This window comes from Bacillus sp. NP247, from assembly GCF_018966865.1.
GTDB lineage: Bacteria > Bacillota > Bacilli > Bacillales > Bacillaceae_G > Bacillus_A.
In genome coordinates this window covers 3,793,876-3,808,569 of sequence record NZ_CP076653.1, presented here as the reverse complement: position 1 = coordinate 3,808,569, position 14,694 = coordinate 3,793,876, and the positions used below count along the sequence as shown (strand labels likewise).

General features: G+C 38.0%; 14 protein-coding genes and 1 pseudogene. 9 read left to right on the top strand and 6 right to left on the bottom strand.

Annotated elements, in window-relative coordinates; all coding sequences use genetic code 11:
• Nucleotides 1–2 precede the first annotated feature (2 nt).
• Nucleotides 3–371, bottom strand: coding sequence for a YisL family protein (locus tag KPL75_RS19835; protein ID WP_002011256.1), 369 nt, complete (start codon nucleotides 369–371; stop codon nucleotides 3–5).
• 149 nt (nucleotides 372–520) lie between these two features.
• Here KPL75_RS19835 and rocD point away from each other — a divergent pair, with 149 nt between their 5' ends.
• Together rocD and KPL75_RS19825 are read left to right on the top strand one after the other, a co-directional pair.
• Complete coding sequence (gene rocD, locus KPL75_RS19830) at nucleotides 521–1,711, top strand: ornithine aminotransferase (RefSeq protein WP_000616665.1); 1,191 nt, start codon at nucleotides 521–523, stop codon at nucleotides 1,709–1,711.
• A 103-nt stretch (nucleotides 1,712–1,814) separates the two neighbouring features.
• On the top strand, nucleotides 1,815–2,099 hold the full coding sequence (locus tag KPL75_RS19825) for a hypothetical protein (RefSeq protein WP_219917454.1): 285 nt from the start codon (nucleotides 1,815–1,817) through the stop codon (nucleotides 2,097–2,099).
• A 35-nt stretch (nucleotides 2,100–2,134) separates the two neighbouring features.
• On the opposite strand, the gene KPL75_RS19820 is transcribed toward KPL75_RS19825, so the two are convergent.
• Nucleotides 2,135–3,034 carry a fumarylacetoacetate hydrolase family protein gene (locus KPL75_RS19820; protein ID WP_219917453.1) on the bottom strand — a complete coding sequence of 300 codons (900 nt, stop codon included), beginning with the start codon at nucleotides 3,032–3,034 and terminating at the stop codon, nucleotides 2,135–2,137.
• Nucleotides 3,035–3,206: 172 nt separating this feature from the next.
• Nucleotides 3,207–4,337 (bottom strand): annotated as a pseudogene (locus KPL75_RS19815) (RNA-guided endonuclease InsQ/TnpB family protein).
• Nucleotides 4,338–4,753: 416 nt separating this feature from the next.
• On the opposite strand from KPL75_RS19815, the gene KPL75_RS19805 reads away from it, so the two are divergent.
• The 7 genes from KPL75_RS19805 to gerPF all read left to right on the top strand — a co-directional run bounded on the left by KPL75_RS19805 (nucleotide 4,754) and on the right by gerPF (nucleotide 7,011).
• Nucleotides 4,754–4,933, top strand: a complete 180-nt coding sequence (locus tag KPL75_RS19805) for an aspartyl-phosphate phosphatase Spo0E family protein (protein WP_002149889.1) — start codon at nucleotides 4,754–4,756, stop codon at nucleotides 4,931–4,933.
• Nucleotides 4,934–5,029: 96 nt separating this feature from the next.
• Nucleotides 5,030–5,251: a spore germination protein GerPA gene (gerPA, locus tag KPL75_RS19800; RefSeq protein ID WP_002149890.1), complete on the top strand. Its 222-nt coding sequence runs from the start codon at nucleotides 5,030–5,032 to the stop codon at nucleotides 5,249–5,251.
• A 14-nt stretch (nucleotides 5,252–5,265) separates the two neighbouring features.
• Nucleotides 5,266–5,472, top strand: a complete 207-nt coding sequence (gene gerPB, locus KPL75_RS19795; RefSeq protein WP_002149891.1) for a spore germination protein GerPB — start codon at nucleotides 5,266–5,268, stop codon at nucleotides 5,470–5,472.
• Nucleotides 5,473–5,536: 64 nt separating this feature from the next.
• Nucleotides 5,537–6,151, top strand: coding sequence for a spore germination protein GerPC (locus tag KPL75_RS19790; RefSeq protein WP_002087034.1), 615 nt, complete (start codon nucleotides 5,537–5,539; stop codon nucleotides 6,149–6,151).
• A 6-nt stretch (nucleotides 6,152–6,157) separates the two neighbouring features.
• The gene (gene gerPD, locus KPL75_RS19785) at nucleotides 6,158–6,352 is read left to right on the top strand and encodes a spore germination protein GerPD (RefSeq protein ID WP_002149893.1); all 195 of its coding nucleotides are present in this window, start codon (nucleotides 6,158–6,160) and stop codon (nucleotides 6,350–6,352) included.
• A gap of 14 nt (nucleotides 6,353–6,366) precedes the next feature.
• A complete protein-coding gene (locus tag KPL75_RS19780) occupies nucleotides 6,367–6,753 on the top strand; it encodes a spore germination protein GerPE (RefSeq protein ID WP_219917451.1) in 387 nt (128 codons plus the stop codon).
• A gap of 42 nt (nucleotides 6,754–6,795) precedes the next feature.
• Nucleotides 6,796–7,011: a spore germination protein GerPF gene (gene gerPF / locus KPL75_RS19775; RefSeq protein WP_098385040.1), complete on the top strand. Its 216-nt coding sequence runs from the start codon at nucleotides 6,796–6,798 to the stop codon at nucleotides 7,009–7,011.
• A gap of 125 nt (nucleotides 7,012–7,136) precedes the next feature.
• Here the strand turns inward: gerPF and KPL75_RS19770 are convergent, their stop codons facing one another.
• Genes KPL75_RS19770 through addB form a run of 3 tightly spaced genes read right to left on the bottom strand, consistent with a single transcriptional unit; the run spans nucleotide 7,137 to nucleotide 14,676 of the window.
• Nucleotides 7,137–7,415: an RNA polymerase alpha subunit C-terminal domain-containing protein gene (locus KPL75_RS19770; RefSeq protein ID WP_219917450.1), complete on the bottom strand. Its 279-nt coding sequence runs from the start codon at nucleotides 7,413–7,415 to the stop codon at nucleotides 7,137–7,139.
• Nucleotides 7,416–7,438: 23 nt separating this feature from the next.
• Nucleotides 7,439–11,164 carry a helicase-exonuclease AddAB subunit AddA gene (gene addA / locus KPL75_RS19765; protein WP_219917449.1) on the bottom strand — a complete coding sequence of 1,242 codons (3,726 nt, stop codon included), beginning with the start codon at nucleotides 11,162–11,164 and terminating at the stop codon, nucleotides 7,439–7,441.
• Nucleotides 11,161–14,676 (bottom strand): helicase-exonuclease AddAB subunit AddB, encoded by a 3,516-nt coding sequence (gene addB / locus KPL75_RS19760; protein WP_219917448.1) that lies wholly within the window; start codon nucleotides 14,674–14,676, stop codon nucleotides 11,161–11,163. The genes addA and addB overlap by 4 nt, the downstream gene beginning before the upstream one ends.
• Between the last annotated feature and the right edge of the window lie 18 nt (nucleotides 14,677–14,694).

Sequence of the window (14,694 nt, the reverse complement as noted above, 5' to 3'; positions counted from 1 at the left end):
TTTTATTTGAATACGTACCAGCCCAATGGTAATTTTAGTCCTAAATATAGTACCGCCACAAGTGCGACAATAAATAAGCCCCAAACCGCCCCTGTTGGTTTGTTTTTGCTCATTTTCACAAGAACCATTTCCATTCCAGCGATAACTAAAATACCAGCTAGCATTTTCATGCCGTACCACATGTGCATGCTACCTGTTGCTGTCTTCACAATACTCATGTACAACATGAAACCTGTCACAATAATAATAATATACATTAGGCGAAGCCCCATATGTACACCTTTACCTTTTCTTCCTGCTGAATAAAGTGAATACGCAACGAAGAATAAAATTAATCCTAACGCCCATGCTGTAATATGCATATGTACCATCGTATCCCTGCCTCCTCTTTTCACACTTTTTCACTCTATATGATAACATGTTCATTTATTTTCAGGAAATGTTTCGCTTTTTTACATTTAAATGCTATAATATTTAGAGTATTTACAAACTTCTTGTAATAACAAAAGGGGGAACAATCATGATTCAAACTAAGGATATTATTGAACTTACAGACACATACGGGGCAAATAACTATCATCCACTTCCAATCGTTATTTCTAAAGCAGAAGGCGTTTGGGTAGAAGATCCTGAAGGAAACCGCTATATGGACTTACTAAGTGCATATTCTGCAGTAAACCAAGGTCATCGTCACCCGAAAATTATTAACGCTTTAATTGACCAAGCTAATCGTGTTACGTTAACTTCTCGTGCTTTCCATAGCGATCAATTAGGTCCTTGGTACGAAAAAGTTGCGAAACTAACAAATAAAAATATGGTACTTCCTATGAATACAGGCGCAGAGGCTGTTGAAACTGCAATTAAAACAGCTCGTCGCTGGGCTTACGATGTGAAAAAGGTAGAGGCAAATCGTGCAGAAATCATCGTTTGTGAAGATAACTTCCACGGACGTACAATGGGTGCTGTTTCTATGTCATCAAACGAAGAGTACAAGCGTGGCTTCGGTCCAATGCTTCCTGGCATTATTGTAATTCCTTACGGTGATTTAGAAGCGTTAAAAGCTGCGATTACACCAAATACAGCTGCATTCATTTTAGAGCCAATCCAAGGTGAAGCAGGAATTAACATTCCACCAGCTGGTTTCTTACAAGAAGCTTTTGAAGTATGTAAAAAAGAAAACGTTTTATTCGTTGCAGATGAAATCCAAACAGGCTTAGGCCGTACTGGTAAAGTATTTGCTTGCGACTGGGACAATGTTACTCCTGACATGTACATACTTGGTAAAGCACTTGGCGGCGGCGTATTCCCAATCTCTTGTGTTGCAGCAAACAGCGATATTTTAGGCGTATTCGAGCCAGGTTCTCACGGTTCTACATTCGGTGGTAACCCACTTGCATGTGCTGTTTCTATCGCAGCTCTTGAAGTATTAGAAGAAGAAAAATTAACAGAGCGTTCTCTTCAATTAGGAGAAAAACTAGTTGGGCAATTAAAAGAAATTGATAACCCAATGATTACTGACATTCGCGGTAAAGGTTTATTCATCGGTATCGAATTAAACGAGCCAGCTCGTCCTTACTGTGAACAACTAAAAGCAGCTGGTCTATTATGTAAAGAAACACACGAAAACGTAATTCGTATTGCACCACCTCTAGTAATCTCTGAAGAAGATTTAGAGTGGGCATTCCAAAAAATTAAAGCTGTACTATCTTAATCATAGTGAGGTTGTCCTAAATATAGGACAACCTCTTTCTTTTTTTAGTAGTTTACCATAAAATAAAATTGAATATTCTGTTTTCTGAAAAAGAGGTAACTGTATGCTATTGAAATATGGTAAACAAATTAACTATTTAGCTACAATTTTTATTTCTATGACATTCATCGGCTTCATATTATCTACAACGTTACTCAGTCATTATTCAACTCCTAATACATTCACACTACTTAAAACATCATTTTGGACTGCTGTTCTCCTTACAATTATCGGTTTTGGCCGTGAGAGAAGCGCACTTGCAGTTATGCTAATTGGAATTTTCACTTTAGCATTAATCGGATTGTATATTTTCGCCATTATCGATTACTCCGTTAATCCACGCCCATAGAAAAGAGCTATCTTTTCACAAGATAGCTCTTTTTTTCATTTCACTATATTTCTTAGCGTACCAATTCCCTCTACTGTAACAACAACTTCATCACCAGCGTGTAAAAACTTAGGTGGTGTAAAGCCCTTTCCGACACCAGCTGGCGTTCCTGTTGCGATAATATCGCCTGGTTCTAATGTCATCCCTTTACTTATCGTTGAAATAATTTCTTCTATTGAAAAAATCATTTGATTTGTGTTTGAAGTTTGCCTTACTTCTCCATTTACTACTGTTTCGATGTGTAATGCGTTCGGCGTTTCAACCATTGATTTATGAATTAAATACGGTCCCATCGGACAAAATGTATCGAAACTTTTCCCTAGGAAAAATTGTTTATGTTTTCTTTGAATATCCCGAGCCGTTACATCATTTATAACTGTATATCCAAAAACATGGTCAAGAGCTTTTTCTATTTTTATTTGTTTCCCTCGCTTACCGATAACGATTGCTAGTTCGCCTTCATAGTCCAGTTCATTCGTTGCATGAGGGTGACCATTAATTTGCTCATCAATTCCGATCACTGTTGTTGGCGCTTTTGTAAAGATCATTATATTTTCAGGGATAGACTCTACTCCGCCCATTTCCACCGCATGCTCACGATAGTTCTTTCCAACACAAAGAATATTTTTTCTCGGCCTTGGAATCGGTGCTAATATTTTCACTTCTGCTAACGGATAATACGCCGTTTCCGCATTTTCCTTCGCCCAATTTACAATATCGCACACCTTCTCAAGGCATTCACTTCCTCTTTCAATACACTCTAACATAGTAATCGGGATCGTAACCTTTTCCCCTTTTTGTCTTTGCGCTTCTCTTAAATGTAAGACTCTATCTTCCTCTTCATCCACAATACCTACAAATACTTTTTCTTCTTTCTTAGCCGTTACAAAACGCAATATTTCCACTCTCCATCCTAAAACTCATACCGATACGATAAACTTAACTAAATCTATACAATTCAATCAAATTCACACAAGTTAGTGCTTCAAAGTGTTCTCGCACCCCCGAAGGGACGAGGGGTATAACACTCCACACGAGGCAGTATCGTTACCTCATATTATCAAGCATTTATTTTACCCATCTTGATAAATTTATCGCAGCATTTAAATCCCTATCGTGATGGCTATTGCATTGAACACAACGCCACTCACGTATTTTTAAACTCCACTGTCCTTCTGGTTGAACTGAATGGTCGTATTTAACTCCGCAACATGAGCAAATCTTGCTTGAGGCGAACCATTTATCAGCTTTTACATACTCAATGCCATACTTCTCGCACTTGTATGATAAACATTGAAAGAAGAAGTTTAATTTTTGAAATGAAAATGCTTTCGATAGTTTTTTGTTTTTTAACAGGTTTGAGATAGGTAAGTCTTCCACAACAATCCTCATTGGTTTGGTTTTCACCAATTTAGCTGTTGCTTGATGGATATGGTTATTTCGGATATTCGTAATTTTCCTAGATAACCGAAGGTGCTCAGTTTTAGCTTTTTCATATCCGGCAGATTGAATTTTTACACCTTTTTTAAATCTCCTAGACATATCTCTTTGCGCTGACTTTTTCCTTTTCAAAAGTTTTTTAACCTTGGCATCTTTGTTTATATTTCGTTCTTTCGTACCATTAGAAGCCACAAACAGCTCTTTTAAACCAACATCCACACCAATCGACTCATCGGTTAATTCTTGTGCTTCAAAGGATTCTTCGAACCCTACACTAATCCACCAGTGACGACCATCAAAGGTAACTCTTGGATTTGATAGTTTTTTGTTTCTTGGTAGTTGTTGGCTTGTTTTCACTTCTCCAATGGACTGAATATCAACTACTTTCTTTCCTATAATCATTCTTTCATAATTGGCATAAAATCCTTGGATTAAATCTTTTTTGGATTTATAAGAAGTGTGATAACCATTTTTGTACTTTTCGAACGAATGTTTCCTCGCCTTGTCAAAATCTTTTGAAGCCTGCTTGGGAACTTGTGCATTGATGTCATTTAACCACTCATATCTCTTTCACTTCTTGATCTTTGTAAATCGTTTCTGTAAAGCTAACTGTGAAACAGATTTTCCAAATAGCTTATAGTATCTATCACTCATTCTTTTACAATAGTTATAAGCGAATCTTGCAGCACCAGCATGGTTCCTAAGCACTTTTTCTTGTTCAGGCGTTGGAATCAGTCTGACTTTCTTCGCCAATATCATCAGAAGTCAACTCCTTAATCACCTGATTGATTTTTTCTGCTTTCTCAACATTCACGCTCACCATTTCTAGCCACGTTGTAGTTCAATCAGCTTAAGCAGTTACCCCTCACTACTAGCCAATCACTTGACTAGCAGGGCTTACTGATATATTTAATTAACTTTGGTTATAATTGGTTAAATAAATCGTAACAGTTAGTTACCCTTTAATTGTATTCGCATCCTTAAGAAAAAAACCTTCTTACACACGCTAATTTTTACAATATTCAACCATTATTACATTTGTTCCTCATCCGTTATTTGACATAAAATGTAGAAATTATACTTTTTTTAGCGAAGATGTTTCTTTTTTATGGGATTTTTGTATAATATGTACTACATATATACATAAAATTTATTGAGAGATGGAGCCGATTTCAATGTTTGAGCAAGCTATCGAAAAAAAACGCGAAAAAATGATCTATTTTGCTGAACGCTACGGAATGACTTCTCAAAAAACAGTGGATTGTAGCCAGGAACTGGACAGGCTCTTAAATGTTGTTTGGCCTATACACACAGATTGCACACACACTCAAATGTTCGAAACACATGCGCAATAACGCATGTGTTTCTTTTATTTCAAAAAAATACACATTTTATTGAAAACGCCCATACAATAGTAGAAAAGAAAATTTTAAAAACGAAAGGTGTTTTGTATGCCAGCTATGGTCGGACATATTCGTATCGTTAATATTGGATCAAGTGGTATTTTTCATATTGGAGATGTATTTGCGATTAGGCCTATTAGTTATTCACGCGCTTTTGCCGGAGCCGGTTCATTTAATGTTGGGGATAACATCTCTGTCTACAATTATCAAAGCTCAACGACTGTCAATGATTCAGATGTAATTGATCAAGCAATAATCGGTTCGAACTAAAGGAGGCGATTGCATTGAATTTTTATGTGAACCAAAGTATCATCATTAACAGCATTAAAATCGATAGCATTACGACCTCTTCCGTTTTTCAAATTGGAACTGCAGGTAGTATTAAGGCTCTTTCTAAATTCTCAAATTCTGGCGGATTTACAGAACCTCTTCGCCCTTTAAGTGCGAAAGGACAAATTATTTCTATTAAACCTTCAACTAGTTCTTCTTAGACCATCCTTATCATAAATATATAGCAGTACTATCCCCTCCCTATTGAAAAGGAGGTTTCACAAAATGAATCAAGATATATACACTTACCTACACCAACTTCAGCAAGCTCTCCAAATACAGCAGCAAACTATTCTAAATCTCGAAGAACAAGTTCGCCTACTACAAGAAGAGCTTAATGAGTTAAAAAGTCGCCCCTCCTCTTCTATAGGAAAAGTGGAATATAAATTCGATCAATTAAAAGTAGAAAATTTAAACGGTACTTTAAATATTGGCTTGAATCCATTTTCAACAAAAGGGCAACAAATTGAAGATTTTCAAGTAGATACAGAAACATTAAAAGTAAATCCTGAAACAGAAACAAATCCAGACTTTTATCAAGGTATCCTTCAAGAAATGCATCGCTATTTAGATGAAGAAGCATATAGTCGAATTCTCCATTTTGAACAAGAAGAGAGAACGCCGCTTGATGAGATGTATCGACAAATGATGGTGGATGACATAAAAAAACAGATGGAACATAGACTTCCGTATTATTTATCACAAGTTCAATCGTATGAGGGTATCTCCTCAGATCCCGATTATTTACGAGACGTCATTATTCAAGCAATGAAACAAGATATTGACAAAGCTTTTCTTTCCTTTATTCAACACATACCAGGCAATTTCCGAAAGGAGTAAGTATGTATGAATTTAAATGTTGTAAACCGCGAATTAAAAGTAGGGCAGATTAAAATGAACGGGGTTTCTTCTTCCTCATTATTTTTAATTGGAGATGCAAATTTTCTCATCCTTTCTTCAATTCTTGATACGCCATTCGAATCCGTTACAGAGGGACCATTTGTACCATTAGTAACAGATGTCCCTCCGACTCCAGGTTGAGGAGAGGAAAAATTATGCTCCGTCATACTTCAATTGTACAAAATGTTTCTATCATTTCTATGGGGGTTTCCGCCGTCTTCCAGGCCGGGGATGCTAATCAAATAGAATTAAAAAATAGAGCGCTTATCGTTCATCGAGAAATCCCTTGTTATATAAAAGGTGAAGGTCGTTTTGATGCGTTTGAAATCTTTACAGATGAACACATTACAATTCCAAAGCGAACAACAGATGTAAAAATGAATATTGTAAATGAGTGCCCTTTTATTGAAGTAAATGATGTTCACTTGCGAACACTTTTAAATTCCGCGTGCTTCCAAATCGGCAATGTTGACTATGTTTTTAATAATTCTCGTACGCTACAAATCCGCCAATTTATTACTGATGAACCTTCCTCTAAATAATTCATATAGTAATTAAAAAGCTTAGCAAAGTAGGTGGATGGTATGCCTTCGATTGTAGGAAATCTCGTCGTTCAAAACAGTAACGGCTCTTTCAACTTAGGAGATTTTTATAACGTGTCTCCGAAAGAAAATACGAAAGCTTATAACGGATCTGGGGCTTCCAATGTCGGATTTGTCGTCAATACTTTTAGCGGCGTTAGTGCAACAAATACATTTGATTCGGACGTAGCAGACCAAGATCAAATTGGAACAGCGTAAAAAAGAAACAGCCCTAGCTCTATATTGTGTAGAGCTAGGGCTGTTTCTTCTATTTTTTAACACCTTACATATTTACGTTTGAACCCCAGTCTTCCTCTATCAAGTTCTTTATGATTAGTTTTTCTTTATTTAAATGATAATCCCTTATCTGCTAAAGCCGCTCTCAATTTAGGTAAAGATGCCGGTCCTATACCGTGCAGTTTCAAAATTTCTTTTTCACTGTACTTTGAAAGTTCTTCTTCAGTGTGAACCCCATAGTGTTCTAACGCTCGCCTTGCTGGTGCTGAAAGAAGAGAAAGAAAGCCTTCTTTTGGCTTTCTCTCTTTCTCACAGGTTGGGCAAATTGGACAATCGCTACTTTTATAATACTCGTGTCCTTGATCACAAGTTCTTAACGTCGCCATACTCCATGACCTCTTTCTATGCTCTATTCCTCAACCTTTACAACATGATTCCCATCAAAGAAGTATAAACATTTCTCTTTCACAGGATGTTTTAAGCTTTTCTCGAGTGCTTTTGCATATAGTGAAAGCTGTACTTTGTATCGGTCTTCTAAAATTGGTTTCGCTTGATCAAATCCGCCTGGAAACTTTCCTTCAATCGTATCTGTTTTAAAGTCGATTAAAGTAATTCCGTCTTCCTCTTCGATCATGCAGTCGATAACCCCTTGGACAAGTATTGATTCGCCTTTCTTCCCTTGCCAATCTTGATACGCTTCTTCTGCTGAAAGCATCATCGTAAATGGTACTTCGCGCTCAACACTTTTTGCTGCTAATACTCTTTTACCTAAGTCACTGTCAAAGAATGAAATTACCTTTTCAATCGCTATTTCTTCAGCTTGTTCAAATGTTAATAGTTCTTTATTTACCATTCTTGCAATTTGTTCTTGAAGAACTTCAATCGTAATTGGTTTCTTCAAATCTACATGCTGCATAACGGCATGGACTGCTGTCCCTCGCTCTGCGTATGTTAGCCCTTTTTTCTCCATAAAGCGCGGACGTGTTTTAATTGGTGCACGTAGTTTTTTAATAAAGGCATTATCGCTGCCTTCTTCAGATTGATAATTTCTCTTTATTTCTGTAACAGACTGTTTCGCACGGTGAGATGTCGCGTCCTCATATCCGTACTTCCACATTAATCTGTCGTATACTTCATCTTTTCGTTCACTTTGTAGCAGAACAGCTTTTTTCTCACGAAGTGCTTCTAGTAATTCTTTTTTCTCTTCTTGAACCGGTTCTGGTGCGAGTAACGTGTTGCCGTCAACAACTTCTACTTTCCAGCTAGTGTCATATCCATAAATGTCACTTGGAATATTTCCTTGTCCTAATTCAAGAAGCATTTCACTATCACGATGTCTATATAATGAAGGTGCAATCCAATCTAAATAACATGACGCTCCGGCACGTATATGGTCTGGTAATAACCATTCACTATGCTCTCTTGCATCGAGCCATTTTTCCATTTCTTTATTTGCATCTTTAACCGTTCCAATTAAAATTAACTTCTCTTTTGCACGCGTTAGCGCTACGTATAGTACGCGCATTTCTTCCGCAATTAATTCCATCTTCATTTTACGCTTAATCGCTAGTTGCGATAATGTCGTATATTTAATTCGTTTACGAGGATCGATAAATTGTGAACCGAAACCGAAATCTTTATGAAGTAAGAAACGCTTCATTAAATCTTGTGTATTAAAACGGCGACCAAGTCCAGCTACAAATACGACCGGGAACTCTAGCCCTTTACTTTTATGAATCGTCATAATGCGAACAACATCTTCTTGTTCACCGAGAGCTCTCGCCGTACCCATATCGTCACCGCGTTCTAAAATACGTTCAATAAAACGTAAGAAGCGGAATAATCCTCTAAATGAAGTTGCTTCATATTGCCTTGCGCGGTCATATAATACGCGCAAGTTTGCCTGCCTTTGCTTTCCAGCTGGTAAACCGCCGACAAAGTCATAATACCCTGTCTCACCGTACACTTTCCAAATTAAATCAGAAAGTGATTGTTGGCGCGCAAATTCACGCCATCCTTGCAGTAAGTTATAAAACCACTCTAATTTATCATGCAGTTCTTGTTCTTCTTCAAGCGGTGCTCCTTTTAAGAATGAACTCATTACTTCATAAAATGACCCTTTCTTTCCATGAGCACGAAGCGTCGCAAGTTCTTCGTCATTTAGTCCAACGATCGGTGAACGAAGTACTGCTGCAAGTGGAATATCTTGCATCGGATTATCAATAACGCGGAATACGTTCATCATAATATTTACTTCTGTCGCTTCAAAGTAACCAGTCGCAAGGTCTGCATATACTGGAATTCCTTGTAGTTTTAACTCTTCCATAATTTGCGGTGCCCACGGCATAGAGCGAAGTAAAATAACGAAATCACGGTATTGTACTGGTCGCATACTATCCGTTTTTCGGTCATACACTTCATAACCTGAATCGACCATCGCTTTAATGCGCTGTGCCATAAGACGAGCTTCAAGCTGCGCTTTTTCTACTTCTGCACCTTCTTCACCATCTATTACTTCTTCTTCCGTTTGCTGAATACATAATAATTCAGCCGCTACATCTTCACCTTCTGGATAACTAGCGCCTAGTTTTAATTCAGCGTCAGCGTCGTAGTCAATCTCTCCAACTTCTTCGCCCATAATTTGTTTGAAAATAAAGTTCGTACCTGCTAGCACTTCATGACGGCTACGGAAGTTTTTCGCTAAGTCAATCTTCATTCCGCCGTCCAATCCTTCTTGTGTGAAACGTTTATATTTTCCTAAGAATAAACCAGGCTCTGCTAGTCGGAAACGATAGATTGACTGTTTTACGTCACCAACCATGAACAAGTTTCCTTCACTCTCAGAATCTTTCGTTACGAATTTAATAATTGATTCCTGTACGAAGTTCGTATCTTGATATTCATCAACTAGTACTTCAGCAAATTTATTACGATATTGAAGCGCTACTGCTGACGGCTTCATTTCACCGGCTTCACTTTGCTCACTTAAAATTTGCAAACAGAAATGCTCTAAATCTGTGAAATCAACCATTCCTTTATCTCGTTTAATTGCTTGGAAACGCTCTGTAAATACTTTTACAAGCTTCACGAGTTTTTCTAATACAGGATGCATATCTTGAAAATCTCGTAAGAAACTTTCAGGTCTGCGGCTAAATAGCTCTTCTTGTAATTTCTTTACTTCATCTTTCGCTTTATTACGAAGAGAATCTACTTGTTTTACAACATCTTCGTTATAATCACTTTTCTTAATACGCTTTAGCGTTTGCCACGATACATTTTGCATCGCTTCATAAACGCCTGTCCACGATCCACGAGCTGCTGAGGATAACATTCCAAGTAAAGCTAAATCCGCTTGCAGGGTTTCAACGCGAGGCGCCGGACCATCAGGAAGCATTGCGAGTTCAGTCGCTTTACGAATATGCTCTTCCGCTGTTTCCAGCTGGAATTTCACATCTTCTAATAAGTAAGAAGCGTACACTAAATCTTCAATCGTCTTGCCTTCAACATCGTATGCTTCTACTAATTTATCGAGCCACTTCTCCGGGTTCGGATGCGCTCTTGATTCTGTATGAAGCGCTAAAATCATTCGTTGTAAGTCATCGTCACTACGGTCACTCGTATAACGATCAACTAATTCAAAGAAAATACTATTATCTTCGATTCCATACTCTTCTTCTAATATGTCATCTAGCACTTCTTCTTTTAATAACTCATTTTCTGTTTGGTTCGCAATACGAAAACGAGGATCGACATCAAGCATGTAATAATATCCTCTAATAACTTGTAAACAAAATGAATGAATGGTAGAAATGGAAGCTTTATTTAATAAGCTAAGCTGTTTTCTTATATGCTGTGAACCTGGCCCATCAATTAATACTTTTTCTAACGCTTCCCCAATTCGATTTTTCATTTCTTGCGCCGCTGCATTCGTAAATGTTACAACGAGCAGGCGGTCGACATCGACTGGATTTTCCTCACTTATAATCTTTTTAATAATACGTTCAACTAATACTGCTGTTTTCCCTGATCCAGCTGCTGCTGCGACTAAAATATCACGTCCGTTCGCTACAACCGCTTTCCACTGGTCATCTGTCCATTGACTACCTTCTGGTTTCTGAGGCCAATTTTCTATCATTCTCCGCCAACCTCCTCTCTAATTTTCTCCATTGCTTCGCTATCTTTCATATCTTTTAACGTACGGAATTGGTTATCTTCAAGTGATTCATCAAACTGACAAACAGATTTAAAGTTACAGAACGTACATGCCGCTTTATTCCCCTTTTTGTAAGGAGCAATATCGATAACACCTTCTGTAATGTCTTTTCCGATATTTTCAAACGAGTGGTGTACATATTTTTGAAGTACGTTAAACTCTTGTTCACTTGCAATGCTAGAACGCGCACTAAAACTACCATCTTTTTTCAGACCAGCAGAAATAATATCAGAGCTTCCTGTTGAAAGTTTATTATCCATTAAACGAACAACGTCAGCATCTCCTAGTACGAGCCCTTTCATTTTAAATTTCTTTAAAATTTCTTTCTCAATTTCTTCTTCAGATGCATCGCCTTTCATCTCAACAATTGGGTTATGAATATGGAAATACAATACACCCGCCGGTGATGCAGTACTGCCCTTTTTCATCCACGTATGTGCATTTGAAGTAACAACATCTAAATACGTTAGCATTTGAAGTGCGAGTCCGTAATACACTTCTGTTAAATCTAACGCTTTCGAACTTGATTTATAGTCGATAATACGAAGGAACGTACCACTCTCATCTTCCGCCTTATCAACACGGTCAATACGGCCAACTACTTCCATCTTCACACCATTTGGCAACGCAAATTCCATTGGCGGAAGCGATCCAGTCCCGCCCATACCGAACGGTACTTCTAAATCAACTGGTACAAAGCCACTCGACTTCGCATGTTCACGAAGAATAAGTGATGTACGGAAAATGATTTGTTGTAGTTTTTGTTTTAAATAGAAATGACGGTTTGAACTTAATAAAATTTGTCTTTGTAATAATGGTGCAATTTCTTCTATTACTAAAGTAGAAAGGTGCTCACACTCTTTTATTGATAAATCTGCCCAAGTACGATTTTCACGTAATAGCTTGTCTGCAATTCTCTTCAGCGCTGCATGGAATAATTCACCGATATCTGGCGCATCAAGTTTGAAAATATCACGCTCTCTTAGCGATAAACCGTGCTGAGCGAAATGAGCGTACGCACAGCGATTAAATAGTTCCATACGAGAAACGCTTCCCTTAATTGTATCTCCATATAAATCCCTACTTACATCTGTACTTAGTTTCTGTGCACGATTTCGGTAGAATAAACTCGATAACACGCGGCTACTTTTTTGCTTCCATTCATCTGAAGTAACGTAGAAGTTATATACGTCCCACCAAAAATCTAAATTGCCTTCAAATCCGTAGCGCTTCCACGTTTGCAGTTGCTGCATGACGTAAGACAAAGTTACTTCCGGCGTTGCTACATATGAGATTTGTTCCGAACGCGATAAGTCATTTACATCATTCGTAATAAACGATTCTTTCACATCAGGGAACATTCTTTTTATTTTCTTAATAAAACTAGAAGCAAGTAACGTCTTTCCTTCTTCATCCGCAAGCGGACAAGAAATGTATAACTTCTCAGATGCTCTCGTCACCATTTGATACATAACGAACTGTTCTTCTAATAAAGTTTGTCTCGTCGTTGGTGCTAATTCGATACCTGCAGCGGTGAGAACATTTCTTTCCTCATCAGAAAGCATACCTTCATCCATAGGCGCTGCTGGAATTACTCCTTCATTTACTCCAATAATGAACGTCGCTTTAACATCTGATAATCTAGAATGATCAATATTAGCAACTAATACTTGATCTAATGACGGCGGAATGTTCGCAAATTGAAGTGCCTCAAGACCCGTCGTCATTACATCAGTAAACATAGACAGGGACATCTTCTCTTCGCCAAGCATCTCAACGAACGTATCAAGAAGGCTCATCACTTCTTCCCATACTTGCTCATGGTCTGTCGCAAATAAGAAATCTCCGCTTTCTTCTGCACGAATACGTAATGCTTCTAGTTTTTTCGGAACGTCAAGCTCCTCTAAAAATAAATATACCGCTTCGCACATTTGCATAACTGTTCCAGCACGCTTCAGTCTTTTTTGCATACGAATAACTGGCGTTCTTACAACGTCGCGAAGTCGATTTATTTTCTCTTCCATTTCACGCTCACTGTCTGTTATCATTTCGCTCGCATCATCAAGAGAACGATAACGGCGATACATCCACGGATCTTCAGAAGTCCATCTCTTCCCTTGTACACCGTACGCTAAACAGTAGTTTTCAAACTCATCCATCTCTTCGCGGATCGCTTCTTTTCTTACGTCTAGTGGATATAAAAGTTCTGTTTTCACACAGCGGAACACTGCATCATAACGCCAATTCCCGCTAATAATCTCTAAAGCCGAACGAATACATTCTACTAGCGGATGATGTGACATCGGGCGTTTTTCATCGATGAAGTGCGGAATATTATAATCTGTAAATAACGTTCGCATCACATCGTAATAACTTTCCCCGTTACGAAGAAGTACTGCAATATCTCGGTAACGATACTTTTCGTCCGCGACAAGTCTACGAATTTCACGAGCAACACCTTCTACTTCAGCTCGTAAATTAGCTGCTGTACTAATTGTCACACTCGCTTCACCGTGAAACTTTTCATTTGGACGCGCTTCGTAATGCATTTCTAAATGCGCTAATGCTTGCGAATGAAAACGCGGCTGTTCCATAAGTGGAATTGTTTTTTCAACTTCTATTTTCTCTTCACGCGCTACTTGTTTTATTTTTTCATATGTTAACGTCGTTTCATAAAATAAATCCAGTTCATTCACTGGCTGCGCTAACGTTTTTTCATCTATCGTTAACGTGATCGTAACTCTCGCTCCACAAATCATGAGCTGTCTTAAAATTTCAAGTTCTTGCGGAGAAAATGAATGAAACCCATCTATATAAATTTCAGCACCATTTACATACTCAGACTGCGTGAGCTTTTCCACTAGCAATTGTAAATAGTCTTCTGAATCTAAATATTTCCCGATTAAAGCACGTTCAAAATCATCATATAATAGCTGTAAATCATATACTTTATTCGCTAGTAGCTTTTGCTCTGCACTGCTACTATGCGCATCTAATTGTTGCCACATTTCATATACGTTAGACGGCGTCACATTGTAACGTTTAAACTCCGCAATCATACTTCCAAGATGTTCAAAGAAACCGTTTTGCTCCGCTGCTTTTTGGAACACCGATAATCCATCTTTACGAGATTCTACAATTTTACGAAGTAACATATGCACACCCGCTTCATCAATATGAAGACGACTCGCTCCGCCAACTTCTTGCAATACCTTCCACGCTAATCGTGAAAAACTAAAAACTTGTGCCCGAATAGAACCTCTTACATCCTCACTTCCAATTAACGCCTGCTGCGTTTGAAATGTCATCTGTTCTGGCACAAGATATAATATTGTTTTGCCTCTCGGGCGCTGTTTTAACTCTTCTTGCACTTCTCGTAAACAAAGTGCACTCTTTCCACTTCCCGCTCTACCAATCACCAATCGAAGTGACATGTAACCCCACCTTTCACT